The organism is Stenotrophomonas sp. GD03930 (assembly GCF_029839665.1).
Lineage (GTDB): Bacteria > Pseudomonadota > Gammaproteobacteria > Xanthomonadales > Xanthomonadaceae > Stenotrophomonas > Stenotrophomonas forensis.
On sequence record NZ_JAOCAV010000003.1, the window covers coordinates 145,333 to 161,674 of the forward strand.

General features: G+C 65.7%; 19 protein-coding genes. 1 reads left to right on the forward strand and 18 read right to left on the reverse strand.

Annotated features, from left to right (window positions below; translation table 11 throughout):
• Positions 1-96: 96 nt before the first annotated feature.
• The 8 genes from N5C18_RS16345 to N5C18_RS16380 all read right to left on the reverse strand — a co-directional run bounded on the left by N5C18_RS16345 (position 97) and on the right by N5C18_RS16380 (position 5,088).
• Positions 97-672 (reverse strand): S26 family signal peptidase, encoded by a 576-nt coding sequence (locus N5C18_RS16345; protein ID WP_019726289.1) that lies wholly within the window; start codon positions 670-672, stop codon positions 97-99.
• Positions 669-1,202 (reverse strand): DUF2840 domain-containing protein, encoded by a 534-nt coding sequence (locus N5C18_RS16350; RefSeq protein ID WP_025981541.1) that lies wholly within the window; start codon positions 1,200-1,202, stop codon positions 669-671. Before N5C18_RS16350 ends, N5C18_RS16345 begins: the two co-directional genes overlap by 4 nt.
• A complete protein-coding gene (locus N5C18_RS16355) occupies positions 1,199-1,483 on the reverse strand; it encodes a hypothetical protein (RefSeq protein WP_025981540.1) in 285 nt (94 codons plus the stop codon). Before N5C18_RS16355 ends, N5C18_RS16350 begins: the two co-directional genes overlap by 4 nt.
• Positions 1,480-2,118, reverse strand: coding sequence for a ParA family partition ATPase (parA, locus tag N5C18_RS16360; protein WP_019726286.1), 639 nt, complete (start codon positions 2,116-2,118; stop codon positions 1,480-1,482). Before parA ends, N5C18_RS16355 begins: the two co-directional genes overlap by 4 nt.
• Positions 2,119-2,371: 253 nt before the next feature.
• Positions 2,372-3,229 carry a replication initiator protein A gene (locus N5C18_RS16365; RefSeq protein WP_019726285.1) on the reverse strand — a complete coding sequence of 286 codons (858 nt, stop codon included), beginning with the start codon at positions 3,227-3,229 and terminating at the stop codon, positions 2,372-2,374.
• 26 nt (positions 3,230-3,255) lie between these two features.
• Positions 3,256-3,537, reverse strand: a complete 282-nt coding sequence (locus N5C18_RS16370) for a helix-turn-helix domain-containing protein (protein ID WP_019726284.1) — start codon at positions 3,535-3,537, stop codon at positions 3,256-3,258.
• A gap of 83 nt (positions 3,538-3,620) precedes the next feature.
• Positions 3,621-4,400 (reverse strand): DUF2285 domain-containing protein, encoded by a 780-nt coding sequence (locus tag N5C18_RS16375; protein WP_019726283.1) that lies wholly within the window; start codon positions 4,398-4,400, stop codon positions 3,621-3,623.
• Between the two features lie 340 nt (positions 4,401-4,740).
• Positions 4,741-5,088, reverse strand: a complete 348-nt coding sequence (locus tag N5C18_RS16380; RefSeq protein ID WP_019726280.1) for a DUF2958 domain-containing protein — start codon at positions 5,086-5,088, stop codon at positions 4,741-4,743.
• A gap of 223 nt (positions 5,089-5,311) precedes the next feature.
• Between N5C18_RS16380 and N5C18_RS16385 the strand changes: the two genes are divergently transcribed.
• Positions 5,312-5,605 carry a helix-turn-helix transcriptional regulator gene (locus N5C18_RS16385; RefSeq protein WP_019726279.1) on the forward strand — a complete coding sequence of 98 codons (294 nt, stop codon included), beginning with the start codon at positions 5,312-5,314 and terminating at the stop codon, positions 5,603-5,605.
• A gap of 334 nt (positions 5,606-5,939) precedes the next feature.
• Here N5C18_RS16385 and N5C18_RS16390 read toward each other — a convergent pair whose 3' ends face one another.
• The 10 genes from N5C18_RS16390 to N5C18_RS16435 all read right to left on the reverse strand — a co-directional run bounded on the left by N5C18_RS16390 (position 5,940) and on the right by N5C18_RS16435 (position 15,895).
• Positions 5,940-6,254, reverse strand: a complete 315-nt coding sequence (locus N5C18_RS16390; RefSeq protein ID WP_019726278.1) for a DUF736 domain-containing protein — start codon at positions 6,252-6,254, stop codon at positions 5,940-5,942.
• Positions 6,255-7,108: 854 nt separating this feature from the next.
• On the reverse strand, positions 7,109-7,318 hold the full coding sequence (locus tag N5C18_RS16395; RefSeq protein WP_019726277.1) for a hypothetical protein: 210 nt from the start codon (positions 7,316-7,318) through the stop codon (positions 7,109-7,111).
• A gap of 61 nt (positions 7,319-7,379) precedes the next feature.
• Complete coding sequence (locus tag N5C18_RS16400; protein ID WP_019726276.1) at positions 7,380-9,437, reverse strand: ParB/RepB/Spo0J family partition protein; 2,058 nt, start codon at positions 9,435-9,437, stop codon at positions 7,380-7,382.
• Between the two features lie 64 nt (positions 9,438-9,501).
• Positions 9,502-10,326, reverse strand: a complete 825-nt coding sequence (locus N5C18_RS16405) for a DUF932 domain-containing protein (protein ID WP_025981539.1) — start codon at positions 10,324-10,326, stop codon at positions 9,502-9,504.
• A 700-nt stretch (positions 10,327-11,026) separates the two neighbouring features.
• Entirely contained in the window at positions 11,027-11,305 is a 279-nt protein-coding gene (locus tag N5C18_RS16410) for a hypothetical protein (RefSeq protein WP_019726273.1), read from the reverse strand.
• Between the two features lie 65 nt (positions 11,306-11,370).
• On the reverse strand, positions 11,371-11,721 hold the full coding sequence (locus N5C18_RS16415) for a DUF2958 domain-containing protein (RefSeq protein WP_019726272.1): 351 nt from the start codon (positions 11,719-11,721) through the stop codon (positions 11,371-11,373).
• A gap of 283 nt (positions 11,722-12,004) precedes the next feature.
• Positions 12,005-12,514, reverse strand: coding sequence for a DNA repair protein RadC (gene radC / locus N5C18_RS16420; protein ID WP_019726271.1), 510 nt, complete (start codon positions 12,512-12,514; stop codon positions 12,005-12,007).
• Between the two features lie 364 nt (positions 12,515-12,878).
• A complete protein-coding gene (locus N5C18_RS16425; RefSeq protein WP_019726270.1) occupies positions 12,879-13,943 on the reverse strand; it encodes a PDDEXK nuclease domain-containing protein in 1,065 nt (354 codons plus the stop codon).
• Positions 13,940-15,139: a site-specific integrase gene (locus tag N5C18_RS16430; protein WP_019726269.1), complete on the reverse strand. Its 1,200-nt coding sequence runs from the start codon at positions 15,137-15,139 to the stop codon at positions 13,940-13,942. Before N5C18_RS16430 ends, N5C18_RS16425 begins: the two co-directional genes overlap by 4 nt.
• Before the next feature lie 240 nt (positions 15,140-15,379).
• Positions 15,380-15,895, reverse strand: coding sequence for a hypothetical protein (locus tag N5C18_RS16435; protein ID WP_053511034.1), 516 nt, complete (start codon positions 15,893-15,895; stop codon positions 15,380-15,382).
• Between the last annotated feature and the right edge of the window lie 447 nt (positions 15,896-16,342).

Consider the following 16,342-nt stretch of genomic DNA (forward strand, 5'->3'; position numbering starts at 1 on the left):
TCGCACGACATGCGCGACGGCACGAAGAAAGCCACCGGATCGACATGCCCGATGGCACGATGAGATGCACGGCGACGTGCATCTCATCGGCAGCCATCATGGACGCTTCTCCAGCCAGACCGGGTGCGCGATGCCGATCACGGCGGACGTGCGCACCGGCCCGAAATACCGGCCATCGAACGATGCCGGATTGGTCACGCTCAACAGGAGCAACTCGCCCGGTTCGAGGCGGCGGCACTGCTGCCAGGATGGCAGCGGCCGGCCCCAGCGGTCGGCGCGCAGCACGGCGGCCGAAGGCACGCCGTCGATGCGGACGATGCCGCCAGCGATGCACACCTCCTGCGGCGCGATCGCGCCCACGCGCTTGAGCAGCGGCACGCCCGCCGGCAGGTAGCGGCGTTGCGCGGCCAGCGCTGCGGCATCTGGCGGCAGCGAGGCCAAGACGATGCTGCCCACGGACAAGGGACGTGGCAGCGAGCCGGGCCGATGGTTCAGCGGATCGACGCGATACCAACCCATGGGAACGCTGTCGGACGGGTTGTAGATCAGGCGCGGCAGCGGATGCACGAAGGACGCCCAGGCCAGCGCAGCGAGGCCGCAGGCGGACAAGCCCGCCAGGACGAGGCGCGCGCGAGAACGCGGCGCAGTGCCGATGGTGGAAGCGGCGGTCATGGCAGCGCCCTCCCGGCTAGCCAGGCGGCGTGCCGCTCGGCGCTGTAGTCCGGCAGCGGCAAGCGCGCAGCGAGCCGATTGCCCAGCGTGCGCCAGTACGCGGGGGAGGCGTCTGCGGGCGCGATGCCCAGCGCCTCGACGCCGTCGATGCGTTCCAGCACGGCGCGCACGTTGGCGTCGCCTTCGGCGTGTAGCAGCAGGCGCGCGCCCGGCTGCACGCCGGGGATGCGCTGCGCGCCGGCCAGCGGCGTGCAAGTCTGCATCACCATGAGTTGCCAGCGGATCGTGCCGTAGGCGTTGGCCTGCCAGCGGATGCGGCAAAGCATCGCGCCGGGCAGGAACAACGCGCATCGCCGCCAGTGGTCGAGGCGAAGGATGCGCGACGGCTCGCCGAAGCGCAGATAGAGGTCGAAACGCTGGTCGATGTAGGCGAGCGCCACGCGCGTCATCGGCGCACTGGCAGGCTGGCCGATAGGCGCAGCCAGTGCAGCCGTGGCCGCGACAGCGGCAGGCGAAACGGATGCGGTCATGGTGTGTTCTCCCTGCGGTTCTCGGGAAACTCTCGCTCTAGCAGGCCGCGCAGCAGGTCGGCCACGGTCACGCCTTGCGTGAAGGCCGATACCTTGATGCGCGCCCGCATGGCGGGCGTGATGTCGAGAGTGAGGCGAGCCGTGTAGAGGTCGCCCTTGCCCAACGCATCGGCGTCGCCCTGGCGAATCCACGCTTCAGCGTGCGGATTCGCAGGCGGACGCGCGCCGATGCCGACGCGCTTTGCCGTGCGTTTGCTGTTGGGTGGCGGCTTCGCTGTCATGTCGTCCACCGCAGCAATTCGTCCACTAGGGCGGTGATTTCGCGGGCGGCGGCGCTGCCCGGCGCCGTCTCGCGTGAAAGGCGGCCAGCGGCCACGCTGTCGGCGAACACGATGCGCTGATGCACTTCCGCGCGCAGCGCAGGAAGCGGCTGGTCGGCGAGCGCCTGGCGCGCTTCGCGCCCGATCACGGTGGTGCTGACGCGCCGGTTGATGACGAAGGCCGCGCGCAGCGCAGGCCGGAACACTTGGGCCTCACGGATCAGTGCGACCATCTCGGCACTGGCCCACAGGTCGTAGGGGCTGGGCTGCACCGGGATCAGCACGCGCTCGGCCGCGAGTAGCGCGGAGCGCGCGAGGGCGGCGATGCGCGGCGGGCCGTCGATGACGACGTGATCGGCCCGCCTGGCGAGTTCTGGCGCTTCCTGATGCAGCGTTTCGCGTGCGAGGCCCACGGCGCTGAACAGCCGAGGCAAGCCTTGCTGGCTGCGTCGTTGCGTCCAGTCCAGTGAAGAACCCTGCGGGTCGGCGTCCAGCAGCACGACATGCTGGCCGCGCATCGCCAGCTCGCCGGCGATATGGGTGGCGAGCGTGGTCTTGCCCACGCCGCCTTTCTGGTTGAGCAGCGCGACGATCATGGCCTGGCCCTCCATGCTGGAAGAGCAGGCTTTGTCTGCTGCGTTTGTGGCCGCGCAGCGGTTGTCCACCGCGACGGCGTTTCCCTACTACAAGTTAGAGAATTTAAGTTAGGTAAGTTAAGGGAGGTCGAAACCCGCGCCGTTATTGGCTTTGCGGACGATCCGTACTCCTGATAGCACGATAGTCGTACTCCCGATAGCACGATACCCCGTACTCCTGATAGCACGAGCCCGTCCACCGCTTTTCCCGAAGTTATCCCCGTGCCGTGAACGGCACGGGCCGAAACATCAGCAACTCGACTCCATCGCCCGGCATCCGCTCGATGCTCAGGACATAGCCGGGCAGCGACTGCCGCGCGACGAGCGCGCGCAGGTCGTAGGCAAAGTCCGAGAAGCGCGTGACGCTGCCCGATTTCCGGTACAGGTGCCGGAAATCGAATTGCCAGCCGCCTTCCTGCCGCCCGCCGTGCTTGCGCACCAGGCGGTACAGCCACCGTTCGATGCCGCCCGTCAGCCGGAAATACGCCGGGTCGATGGTCAGCACCAGAGCGGCATCCATCACCCCACCAAAGAACCAATCCGGCAGGATCAGCTCCAGCCCCAAGGGCGTGCCCTTGGCATCGGCCAGTTCCTTCCACTCGTTGATCCACGAAAACCGATGCAGGCGTCGCCCGGTTGTCTCGCGGATCGACGTGGCCACGGTCGTGGATTGCAGCCGATCCAACGCGGCTTTGAGGCGCTGGTAGTCGCGCAGCGACGTACCGCGCCCGATGAAGCGCAGGATCTCGTAGGGCGTGGCCTGCATCAGCCGCGACGGGCGTAAGCCTGCGTCGCGCGCCTCCACGATCTGCGAAGCAGCCCAGATCAGCACGTCCGCGTCCCAGATCGTGGCGATGCCGTGCTCCTGTGTGCCTTCCACGCGGATCGTGACGTTGCCCGCCCGGAAGTCGATGGGCGCCGTGCGCCGCGACTTCGCCAGCGAGAAGAACGGAAAGGCCATCAAGTCCTGGCTGTCGCGCGGCGCCATGTCGCCCGGCAAGGCACGGAACAGGTCGAGCTGTTCGCGTTCTTGCGAGGGCCGCTGCCGGGACGGCAGCGCGGGGCTGGGCATGGCGGTGGCCTGGCGCGTGCCAGCGATCAGCGCGCACGGCTGTCCGCCGAGTGCTGTTCGGCGTACTCAGGATCGGAAGTCGTCTCGAAGCTGCGGTCGGCGGCCCAGGCGTCGAGGTCGGCCACGGCGTACATGACGCGCCGGCCGAACTTGCGAAAGCGCGGGCCACCGCCGATCACGCGCTGCTTCTCCAGCGTGCGCGGCGACAGGCGCAGGTACTCGGCGGCTTCGTCGTTGGTGAGGTAACGCTGCGGTTGTGCGGCAGCGGTCGGGACAGTGGCGGCAGGCCGCAAGGGAGCGGGACGCATGGTGTGAACCTCCATAGCTTTCAAAGCTCCGGCCACACAGCGCAACCGGATGGAGGCAGTCTCAGAAAACGAAGCTCCGCTGCTCAGGGACGTTTTGCGTCCCCATCAAAACGTCCCTTCTCAAGCGGCGGCAGTTGTGCTAGCCGGCGATAACCGCCGCGCATCAGTGCATCGCCGCGCCGCACCAGGCGGCGCACGCGGGCGCGCAGGTCGCCGTCGGCGTGCCAGTCCGCCGCCACGGCATCGGCACCGAACAGCCCTTCGGCCACGTCGCGCAAGGACGCACCCGCCAGGGTCGCGTCGAGCGCCTGCAGGGTGTGCAACTCCAGCATCGCGGCCGGTGTAGGCCGGGGCCTGGCCGCGGCCAGCGTCGCGCTGCGCGTAGGCGCAGGTGCGGCAGCGCCGCCGCCACCTCCGCGATTGGCATAGGCGACCGCCATGCCATCTTCCAGGCCGGGCGCCAGCGCGAAGCGCGCGCAATGGCCGGGGTTGTGCGCGATCAGCGCCAGCCCTTTACCGTCGTGCAGCAGTTGCTTGTGACCGGGGATGTGCCAGAACGCGAAGGCCGCCGCATCGGGCGGCGGATCGGCATCGGGATGGAGTTGCACCACGGCATCGTGGCCGGGCAGCCAGGCCGGATGCGCGTCGCGCGCATCCAGGGCCGGGTCTTCCAGCAGACGCAAGCCCCAGCGAAGCGCCGCCTGTTGCGCCGCTTGCGGTCGGCGCTGGTGGCGCTGCCAGTCGAGCCGGTAATCGGGGTGGCGGCGCAGGTACTCCCAGGCCAGTGCGAGCGTGTCCAGGCACAAGATGTAGAGGTACGCGGCGGTCGGATACCAATGCGCGATATGGTGAGGATTGACCATGACTCAAGCTCCCGTCGAACAGCAGGAACGTCGTCACGGGCGTTCAAGAACGGAGCCACCGCATCCACATCAAAACATCATCCGAACCTGTTTAAGCTGTACATCAAGTGTCAAGACCGATTGGCTCCGGGGTATTGCGCAATGCGTCCGAATACGACGGCCGCGCAGTCCAAAAAAGTCACGCGGCACAAATCAAGGTGCCGTAACTCGCGCCAAAGATCGTGGCCGTTTCCGTCTCAAAGGCCCTGTTTTGGTGCAAGAGTGCGAATTGAGACCGGACAAATCCGAATTCCGACGGAAATAGTCTCAATACGTCCGGCTGCGCCGGAACGCGATTGGCTTAATCGACAATGCCGCCGTTCTCCTGGGCCAGCCGGACATATTCCGACAGGGGCCGCGCCGCCTGGAAATACCGATCCCGCATCACAGGCTGCTTGCGCGGCCCGACGATGGATGCCAGATCGGACAGCTTCACGGTGCCCAGCTCAGGCATCCCCAGGCCCAGGTCGATCAGGCCGTAGGCCGTATCGCCGTCGGCCGGGTCGAGCGAAGCGAGCAGCCAGGTGAGGTGTGCGTCCGGTGTGAACAGGCGCACCACGGGCAGCGGGTCGCCGGCCTGACCGTCAGCACGTGCCTGGCCGTGGGTCAGCAGGCGTTGGCGCTCGTCCTCGGTGATGAGTGAGTTCATGGCGATCTATTCCCAATTCACAAATCCGCCCAAGCGTGAAAACGCAAAGCCGCATCGGCGGATTTGGGAAAAAGCACGATTGTGATTCCGTGGCTATGCGCCTTTGTGGAAATCCGCAGAGGCACAAATGCGGATTCCCGTAAAAACGCAAAACAGTGAGGTTTCACTGAAAGAGTTAAAGATAACGTGGTTTTAATTGTGCTGCGACTTGACGCTTCTGTCTATGCAGAAGCGACCCATTCAGCGCGGCCGACCGGCCGGCGCCACCACCTACGATGCCGAGTTGGCGCAAGCCTTCGGCGCGGCGGTGCGCGCGTTGCGGACGGAGCGCGGCATTGCGCAGGAATCGCTGGCGCACCTGGCTGGCGTCGAGCGCTCGCACATGGGCAAGGTCGAGCGCGGCGAGCACATGCCCACGCTGGCGATCATCTTCAAGATCGCCGGCGCGCTCGAATGCAGCACGGCAGTGCTGATGAGCGAGGCTGAAAGCCAGCTCGCAGCGGCGGCCCATCCGTAGGCTCCGGCTGCATCGAGGGGCGCCAAGCTGTGCGCGGCGGGGATAGCTCGTAGGGCTTTCCCTCGGAGGCAAGCGAAGTGCGCAGCGCCGCAGGCGCGAAGGCGTGAGGGATTGGAGCCGGATGGCCGTGACGGCAAAGACGGCACGGGGCGTAGCCCGTAAAAGTCCGGCGGCGGGTCGCGCCGACACGCCATGCCCTGATTGCAACGGCAAGCACCGCGTCCCCGCATAGAAGTGCAGCCCACACTATGGGCCACCGCCTGCCACCAGGTTCGGTACGAACCAACACAACAGCGCAGCGCCCCGCCATGTGGCGGGGCGCTGCGGGCGGCGGTCACGCCGCCTGGGGCTTGCTGCGCGACCAGATCAAGTCGTGCGTGCCGTCTTCGCCTTCGATCAGGCGGGCGTAGACCGTGGCCGGGAACGATGGATCGTCGAGGGTCACGGAGATGTACTCCCGCCCGGCCTCGCTGGTCTTCTTCCACGCTGCGCCGATGTCGTGGCTGGCGGCCTGCAGGCGGAAGTCGGGGGCCTTCTCGTTGTCGCCCTTGTCGTTGGGCACCAGCTTGACCTTGACGTTGAGCGTCAGGGTGCGAAGCGTGCCGGTGAAGCCGTCTTTGTCTGCGGTGAAGGTGCCGATGTTGGCCATAGTGAAATCTCCGTTCGGTGGAACAAGGTTCGCGCCCATCGCGTCCTTGTTGTGATCCGGCCGGCGGGGGACGGGCTGGCTGCACCGCTTGCGGTCGAAACGCAGTGGAGAGCCGGGAGGCGAAAAGAATTTGTCCCGCGAGGAATGCACCGAACGCAGTGACAAAGCAGGGGAAATTGTTTTCGCCGGACGGTTGCAGCCATGAAGCCCGAGGCGCAGCCGCGCCACCGCCAGGATTCACAACAACACAAGGACGCCTTGGGCCGAACCGCACCGCAAGGAGATGTGGCCGGCTCGGCATCCCCGCATGAAGACTGCTCCGGCTCGCCCACTGACGCAGGCCAGGTCAACCACCCGATGACAGGCAAGAACGCCTCCGCCGCAACTTGCGGCGCCGGTCTAGTGGCGTGGCATAGAAACTCCATAGCGATGCTGGGCGGGTTGTCCGTGAACAGTCCTTCATGGACGTGATGGGCAAGAACCGCCAGCGTTGAGGACGGCACGCATTTGCACAACCCGCCGCAGCAAACGCCAGCGTGTTCGCCAGCGCCCCGTCCATCGTGGCGGAGCGCTGGCCGGGCCGATCCGGCGAAGCCGGTTCGGCGGCATCGAGGGGCGCCAAGCTGTGCGCGGCGGGGATAGCCCGCAGGGCTTTCCCCTGGAGGCAAGCGGAGCGCGCAGGTGTGGGCCGGGCGGATGCTCGGCTGCTTTAACGCCGCCACCTGAGCCACCGCGAGGGCGGCGGCGTTCTGATTCGGCAGTTGGCCTTGAACACCGGGCGCGGCCACTGCCGCGCCCGGATTTTGCTTTCACCGCGCCCAGGACGGAACGGCATGGGCGCGGTGCTGATCGGGTTATTCCTTCGTCTCGATGAGCCACCATACGGCACGCGGCAAGGCGCGGCCCGTGATGGGGTGAATGTCGGTCAGGTCGGCGCGGGCTGACCAGCCCGAGGGCGGGCGGTAGCCGCGCACGTCGCCATCGCCGTGCCAGCGGCGGGCGCGTACCGTGCCGGGGGCGTAGATCGCCGCCATGCGTGGGCGGCTGGTGGTGGTACGTGTCATGGGGTGTTCTCCTTCCAGCAAGCGCCCCGGTCGAGACCGGGGCGCTTGCTGTCGGCGCGGGTCAAGCGGCTAGCGCCACGGCGGTTTCATTCGCCATTGCCTCGGCATCCTCCGGGGCGTTGTCCTGGGCCTGCGGCGCCGCCGGCGTGGTTTCCTGCGTGCCTTCGGCCTTGAAGATGGCAGGCATCCAGCCAGTGCCATCGGCCAGCCGCTCCGCTTCGCTGGCAATGTCGGCCTTCTTCAGCTTCGCCAGCCGGGTGACGTGCGACGGGGCGAACTGCTCCACGGCTTCCAGAATCGCGGCCTTCGGCACATGCCGGAAATAACCCTCATTGGTGGGCTTCCACCATGCGGCCATGTCCAGCCCCACGGCCTGCGCCAGTTCCTCGCCCGGCTGCTGCCGCATGGTGCGGGGTGTCACCACGTCCACCGTGACGGCCACGCATACCGCCAGCAGTCGCACCAGTTCGTCTTGCGAATTCGCCAGCAACGCGGCGAACAGTTCGGCGCTGTCCTGCGGCAAGGCTTCGCCCGCCACCTGTTGCAGTTCGCGCAGCGCCACGGCAGCGGGCGATTCCGGCCAGTCCGGTGCCATGCCTTCCAGCCGGTCTTGCACTTTCAGGCTCACGCCCAGCGGCAGGTCGTGGCCGTAGTGGCTGCCGTGCAAAACGGTCTGCACCATGCCATGCACCAGCGCGGCCAGCGCCACTTGCGGATGCTGCGCCACTTCGATTTGTAGCGCGGCGGTGCGGTGGGCACTCAACCGCTGCGCCAGTCGGTCGGACATGGCGGCGGTCTTGGGCTGGTCGTCGTCCTCGCCTTCGTCGCCGTTCTCGGCATCCTCACCGCTGAAACCTTGGCGCAGGCGTTCCAGCGTGCGCAGGGCCTTGGCCTCGGCTTCGCGCATCAGGCCGTGATGGATCACGGCCTGCCCGTTGCGGTCGATGGTGACGATGGCACCGGCTGCGGCCTTCACGGTCGGGCTGTAGTCCTGCAAACCATCTTCCAACGCCTGCAACTGCTCGCCCACGGCTTCGCCTTCCTCTTGCAGCGCGTCGGCCTTGTCCTCGTCCTCGGCTTCCAGCGCACCATCGAGGGCTTCGCCAATGGCCTGCACCTTGGCTTGCAGCTTTTCGATGCGCTGCGCTTCGCGCTTGGTCGGTTCGCGCCGCTCCCTCGGCGCACGCTGGAAAGCGTGCAGGTCGGCATGGGTCACGCCCGGCGTGGCATCCACCCATGCCCAGCCTTCGGCCTTCACCTCGGCGGCGATGCCCGCCAGCCGGTCTTGCGCCAGCCTGTCCAGCAGCGCGGCATCGGTCAGATACACGCCCGCGTCACCTTCCGCGAACAGGTCACGGCGCACGCCACCGCCTGCGGCCTCGTAGGTTTCCAGCCCGACGAACCGCACCAGCGGATGCCGGTAGGCGTCGATTTCCCTTTCGGTGAGGCGGTCGCGCAGCGCGGACGGCTGGCGCTGCCACGTTGGCGCATCGTAGAAGGCGGCTTCCTGCGCGGTGTGGTCATCGGTGATGGCAAGGGCCATCAACTGGTCAAGGCTCACGGCATCGGCGCGGTAGTCGGCCATGAGGCGCGGCGAGACGTTCGCAAGCTTCAAGCGGCGCTGCACCACCAGCGGCGTGACGGAAAAATCCGCTGCGATGTCCTCGATGGGTCGGCCTTCGGCCACCAGCGCGGCGAAGGCTTCAAACTGGTCTGCCGGGTGCATGGCTTCACGCTGCACGTTCTCGGTGAGACTGGCAGTGCGGGCCGTGCCATCGGCCACTTGCAAGCAAGGCACCTCCCAATCCTTGGCGATGCGGTGCTTTTTCGCCAGCAGCTTCAGCGCAGCAAGGCGACGACCACCGGCGACCACCTCGTAATGCTCGCCATCGGCGGATGCGATCACGATCAGGTTTTGCAGCAGGCCCACGCGCTGGATGCTTGCAGCCAGTTCGGGGATGGACATGCGCGGGGTCTTGCGCACGTTGCGGCCCGTGGGGCGCAGCACCAGCCGCGACAGCGGAACCAGAATCAGGTTCTTGGTCGGGTCGGCGGCTTCCAGCGGGATAGCGGCGGCGGCATTGACGGCGCGGGCTTCGGTGGTGGTGATGGCGTTCATGGTGGTTCTCCAATCGAGTGAAACAAGGAATGGAGGGGAAACCGCCCCTCCTGCGGGGGACGGGTCAGGCTTTCAACTGGCGCAGGCCATCGGCCAGCATCCACAAGGCGCGATTGAGGCGCACATCGGAATCAATGCCCTGTATCGGACGGGTCTGCTGGCGGCGTCCGTTGGCGCTGCGACCATGCAATCCGCCTTTGGTCAGGTTCTCTTGGGTGCGGTTGAACACGCTCCACAAGTCGGGGCGGCGGTCTTCAAACCGGCGCGGCATCAGAATCTGGCTTTCGGTGATGGGCGCGGGCTTGTTCGGGTCGTCGTACTTGAGGGTCAGCGCGGCGCGGGCGAACACTTCGGCTTCGCCTTCATCGAGCGTGATAGCGCGCATGGCGTCGCGGGAATCGCGCACAAGGTCGAAACCGCGCAGCACCTCGAAAGCGCCTTCGATGACTTGGCCCGCCACGTCGCCTTTATGGGGGACGCGCACATCGGCCACGGTGTCGCCGCACACAAGGCCATTGCTGCAAACAAATCGGAACTGGCCCGCCAGCATCTGATAGCTGCTGGTGCCATCGTGCGAGTTCAGCAGGATGATTTCATTGGCTTCCGCGCCGTTGATCTGGCTGGCGTGGCGCAGGCGCAGCATGTGTTTCGTGTGCTCGCGCTTGCCTTCATCGCGCACGCGGGTTTGCGTCACCATGAAAGGCTGAAACCCTTCTTTGCGAAGCTCGGTCAAAACCGCCGCCGTAGGGATATAGGCGTATCGCTGCGAACGACTTTCATGCGGGGCATCCGCAAAGATGGACGGCGCTACACGGTGAATCTGGTCATCGGACAGCGGGTAGTCGCTGCGCAGTGCGGGGGAATGGGAAGCGAAACGGGTTGCAAGCATGTCGTTCTCCTGACTTGGCTGTTGAAGAAAGCGCACACCGGATTCCTAGATTCGGAGCCCAGCCTTTCGGCTGTTCGGTGCGGTCGGCACGAGGAACCCGGTTGGCCCTGTTGCCACCGTCTTTCCTGAGTTCATCGCCCGCGACGGTCAGGAGCGCGCGGACGGGGGCCGTCAAGGAAAAAAGCGCAGGGTTGGTGCGGCCCGCAGGCGAAGCCGAGGACACGGCCCTGCGCGCCTTGATGGCACACGGGAGCGGGCTACAGTCGCGGACAAGGTGATGGAGTCAGGGAAGACGGCTGGACATGGCAACGGGCACCTTCCACGCCGACCGCACGGCAAGCGCAAGCGCGCAGGCCCGAAGCTGGAAGCTGGGCCGGAGGCGTCAGCCGAGCGGAGCGAGGGAACGATGGAAGCCCGACAGGGGCGAGACGCCGCAGGCGGCTCGATGCGCAGCACGACAGCGCGACCGGCCATCTCCCAGGTGGCCGGGGACGCCCAGACTTCAAAACCGAATGGACAACAGGGTCAGGACGAGCACGCGCAGGGCATCGTGGATCTGCTGTGGATGCTGTCTGGCCGATCCGGCGCAGCCGGGTCGGCGATGTTCAGGGGCGCCAAGTCTGCGCGGCGGGGATAGCCCGCAGGGCTTTCCCCTGGAGGCAAGCGAAGCGCGTAGCGCGCCGCAAGGGGCGCGAAGGCATCAGGCCGAGTCGTCAGGACGCAGGCTGGATTGCGCAACCGGCACCCACGGCGAAGTCGAGTTCAGCAGATAGCGCGCTCCGCGCGCATAGTGACCACAAAGCCCGCTGGGCTGGTAGAAACCGGTGACGCGGCGACGGAACTGCACGCCGAACTGGTTGGTGTAGATCACCGCGTCGCCGATCTTGAAGCGCAGCGGCTGGCCGTTCTCCGGCGCGAAGGGCTTGAGCGCATCGTGCTGCGCCGTGATTTCGATGATGTAGTCGTGATGGCTGCTCATGGCATTGATCTCCTGAAATGATCGAGAAAGCGCAAGGAGCGCCTTGAGGCGCTCCAAGGGCGAGGTCAGACGACGATCCGCCCCGCCAGCCGCGCATCGCGCACGTAGGCGCTCAACCGCTTTTCGCCACGGAAAGACAGGTCGCGCTCGATCGGCAGGCCCAGCCCGCCGCGCACGCTCGCCAGCTCGTTCAAGCTGACCCAGCCGAGTTCCGGCATCCCCAGCCCCAGGTCACAAAGACCGAAAGCGTGGTCATGGTCGTCGGGGTCAATCTCGGTCAGCAGCCAGGTCGCGCCGCCGTCCGGCGTGAACAGCTTGACCACCGGGGCTGGGTCGAAGTCCGGGTTCTCCAGCGATGTGCTGCCGTTGGCCAGCAGCACGACGCGCTGCTCGGCAGTGATAAGTACGTTGTTCATGGTGAACTCCTGAAAGGTTGCCGGGCGGAATTGCCCGACCCTTCCGGGGCACGGCGCAGCGCAAGCAGTCAGGGGTCGTAGACGGCCGCCAGGACGCAAGCGCCATTGGCGCGCAGCCCTTGACGGCGAGAACGCCGTGGCACGATGAGGGGAACAGCAAGACCGCCTCCCTCACAACCTCCACGCACCTCCGGCTTTGGGGCAAGTGCGTAGCACGCGCAGGCCCGCGAGGGCCGGAGTTGCGCCAGCAGGCGCAGCAAAAAGGGGGCCGAAGCCCCCTCGGTCAGATCAAGCCACGTTCGGCGAAGGACGTAGTGAGGCTGCCCGCCACGATGATGTGATCCAACGTGCGAACGTCCACCAGCGCCAGCGCGCTCTTGAGTTGCAACGTCAATGCCCTGTCGGCCGCACTTGGCTCTGGATTGCCGCTCGGGTGGTTGTGCGAAACGATGACCGCTGCCGCGTTGAGCCGCAGCGCTTCCTTCACCACTTCGCGCGGATACACCGATGCGCTGTCGATGGTGCCGTGGAACATCTCGGCATACTCGATAAGGCGATGCTGCGAATCGAGGAACAGCACCGCGAACACCTCATGCTCGAAGCCGGCCAGTTTGGCGCGCAGGTACTCCTTGACTTCCGACGGTGAACTGAATGAGGCACCGCGCTGCATCTTGTGCTCGATGGCCTGGCGCGCGGCCTCCAGAATCTGGTCGGCCGTCGCCGGCAGGTAATGACCTTGGGAGTCGCGCACCATCAGCGCGGCATCGAACGAGGAAAAGGACAGTTGCGACATGATCGTGCTCCGGTTGCTCGGGCGGAATTGCCCGGAACCGTGTCCAGCACGGCGCAGCGCAAGCAGTCAGGGGTCGCAGACGGCCGCCAGGACGCAAGCGCGCAACAGCGCGCGCCGCCCTTGACGGCGAGAACGCCGTGATACGGTGAAGGGAACAGCAAGACCGCCTACACCCCGCCCACTGCACACCCTCGGCTTTTGGGGCAAGCGGAGCGCGCAGGCCCGTCAGGGCCGAAGGCGTCAGCCGAGCAAAGCGAGGGAACGATGGAAGCCCGCAAGGGGCGAGACTCGCGCAGCGAGGCTCGATGCGCAGCACGACAGCGCGACGGCGGAACGCCGGGATGCCCGACTGCTTGGGACAGGACTACTCGGTGTCCGTCTTGCGCTGCTCGATCTGCAACTGCGCCCGCTCTGCTGCCTGTTGCAGCCGTTCCACCAGCACGCCCCTCGGCGGCAAGGCAGTCAGGTACTCGGCGACGTGGATGCCTGACTTGTCCAGCTCCAGCAATTCGATCTGCTCGCGCTTCTTGCCGGTGCAAAGGATGATGCCCAGCGGCGAGGCTTCCTCCGGCTCGCGTTCGTGCTTGTCCAGCCAGCGAAGGTAAAGCTCCATCTGCCCCTTGTAGGCCGCCTTGAACTCGCCGACCTTCAACTCCACCGCCACCAGCCGCCGCAACTTGCGGTTGTAGAACAGCAGGTCGAGGTGGAAATCCTCGTCGTCAATCGGGATGCGCTTTTGCCGGGCGACGAAGGAGAAACCGGCCCCCAGCTCCAGCAGGAAGGATTCCATTTCGCGGATGATGGCCGCTTCCAAGTCGCTTTCCTGCCAGGTGTCACGCAGCCCGAGAAAGTCGAGAATGTAGGGATCGCGCATGACCAGCGCCGGCGTCATGCGCTGCGCATCGCGCATCGTCGCCAGCTCCTGCGCGATCGTCTCGCCCGGCTTCTGCGACAGCGCCGTGCGCTCGTACAGCATCGAGTCGATGCGCTCGCGCAGCGTCCGCACGCTCCAGCGTTCGGCGCTCGCCATCTGCACGTAGTATTGCCGTTGGAGCGGGTCTTTCAGCGGCAGCAGCGCCAGGAAATGCGACCAGCTCAATTGTCGTGACAGCGTCACGACAATTGGCTCGTCCGGGTAGGTGGCGGCGAACTGCACCATGCGGCGCAGGTTCTTGTCCGCGAAGCTGCGCCCGTAGTCGCGCACAAGCTGCGCCGCCAGGGTCGGCAGGATTTCCTCGCCGTACCCGGCCCGCTGGCCGGCCAGCACCTCCGTATGGATGCGCTGGCCGATACGCCAGAACAGCAGGGTCAGTTCGGCATTGACCGCCAAGACGGCGCGCTGCCGCGCCGCCTCAATCAATGCCCGAATGTCGCCCAGCAGCGCCGAAGGCGCTGCGGAGGACGCCACGGATACTTTGCGCCGGTTCATGCTGCTACTCCCTCGGCCTGCCGCGCACCCGTGATCGCCTGACGACGGCTCGCCACCAGCTCGGCCGCCTCGCGTACCGGCTTGTCCTCGGTGTGGACGTAGTGCATGAACATCGCCACGGTCTTGTGCCCGGTCAGCTTCATGCCTACCTTGGTCGGCACGCCCGAATTGGCAATGTCGGTCGTCGAACGATGGCGGATGCCGTGCGTGCCGACGTGCGGCACGCCGGCGGCCTTAAGCGCCCGGCACCATCCGCCATAGTGCTCGCCAAAGGTCAGGTGCTTGTCCGGGTCGTTGGGCGATGGCAGGACATACGGGCAGCCTTCCCGACGTGGCGCCGTCGAGAGCAGCCGATAGGCTTCCGCGCTCATGGGCTTGGACATGCCGCCCGTCTTGCTGTCGGGCCACACCACTCGCCGGTTCTCGAAGTCCAGCCAGCTCCATTCGAGCGGACAGATTTCGGAGCGACGCGCGGCGAACTCGAATTGCAGGCGGATTGCCAAGGGGATGACGTAGTTCTCCAGACCTTCCGCTTCCAGCTTGTCCAGGTGGCGGAAGATCAACGCCAGTTCGTCATCAATGATGAGCCGGGTTTCCTTCCCAGGTGGGTACATCGGGACGTGACGGCACGGGTTCGTGCCGTCGGGACGGTAGCCCCACACTTCGGCCAGGTTGAACATCTTGCGCAACACGCCGAAAGCCTTGTTCGCTTCGGTCGGCTTGTAGGCCAGCTTTTGCATCAGGCCGGCAATGTCGGGCCGCTTCACGTCCTGCACCTTCTTGCGGCCCAACAGTGGAATGATGCAGCGGTCGATGACGCCCTGATAGCCCTCCTGCGTGCTGGGCTTGTTGCGCTTCTTGGAGTATTCCTCCATGAACTTTTTGCACAGCTCCGTGACGGTGGGCGCCTTGCGCGCATCGGCCTTGGCGCCGCCAGGATCGCCGCCCCGGCGAACCTCGGCCAACCAGTCCTGAGCCATGACGCGGGCCTGTTCAACGGTCAGTTCCCCGAACAGGCCCAGGGCGGGCTTGCGTCGCTCGCCCGCGTTCGTGCGGTACTGGAGCATGAACACGCGGCGGCCCGCCGGGGTAATCTTGCACAGGAAGCCAGGCACCACGGTATCCCGTAGTTCGACGGCCTGCGGCTGGGGTTGCGCCGCCTCCACGGCGGTCTTGGTGAGCTTGATCTTGGCCATGATGACTCCTCGGAAAGACCCGTTTCCAAGAGCCACATGGGAGCCATGAGAGCGGAAGCCGGGTCAGGTTTCAGAAAGCACCGGCATATGATGGACGCGCGTAAGTTATTGATAAACCTTCTGTATCGGGTTCTAGCGCAGTCCAGCAAAGTTCGGTGCTGGAGTCATCGTGAAATAAAAAAACCCCCTCCCTGCTGGGCAACAGGGAAGGGGTTTCAGGATGCGGCTATCGGGAAATACTTAGATCAGCGGCGCCGGCGTTGCCGGCAGAGCGACCGGAGCGGCCTTCTTCTTGCGGGCGGCCGGCTTGCGCTTGGCAACCTTCTTCGCTGCCTTCTTCGGGGCAGCCTTCTTGGTCGCCTTCTTCGCGGTCTTCTTGACTGCCTTCTTGGCGGTCTTCTTCACCGCCTTCTTTGCAGTCTTCTTTACTGCCTTCTTGGCGACCTTCTTGGCCGGCTTGCGGGCAGTGGCCTTCTTGGCAGTCTTCTTGGCTACCTTCTTGACGGCCTTCTTCGCGGTCTTCTTGACGGCCTTCTTGGCAGTGGACTTCTTGGCTACCTTCTTCGCCGCCTTCTTCACTGCCTTCTTCGCAGTGGTCTTCTTGGCGACCTTCTTCGCAGCCTTCTTCACTGCCTTCTTGGCGGTCGCCTTCTTCGCGACCTTCTTCACTGCCTTCTTGGCAGCGGCCTTCTTCGCGACCTTCTTCACCGCTTTCTTGGCGGCGGGCTTCTTCTTCGCAGCTTTCTTGGTTGCCATGGGATGGCTCCTCGTCAGTGATAGGGAGTTGAAACGCCCAGGTGGATCAAACCCGCAGGTGCTGCGTGCGGGGACCGCCGGCGCGTCAGGCGCGCCGTTACGGATGCGGCAATGCCCGCCTCGATCGGCGGAGCGGGCATCGGAACGGGAGGTGCCTTGCATTTCTCCGGGGGAAGCGGGGCCATGTCCACCGTCATCAGGGTCGCGGTGGTCTTGAAGGGGCTGCTTCGCATCGGACGATTGATTCTGCGCACTCGGTTGGGCAGGCAAGGTCTGCTGAGGCGAAACCTAATCACGGTTTTTTTTACTGTCAACAACCCCCGCGAAAAATTTTCACATCCGCGCCATTCCCGGTGGCGCCTGCACGGCCGTTGCGCTCCGCCCGCAACGACCCTCAAAGCACAACGCACGCACGCTGGCGACAACACCAGCAATGCATGCGTTGAA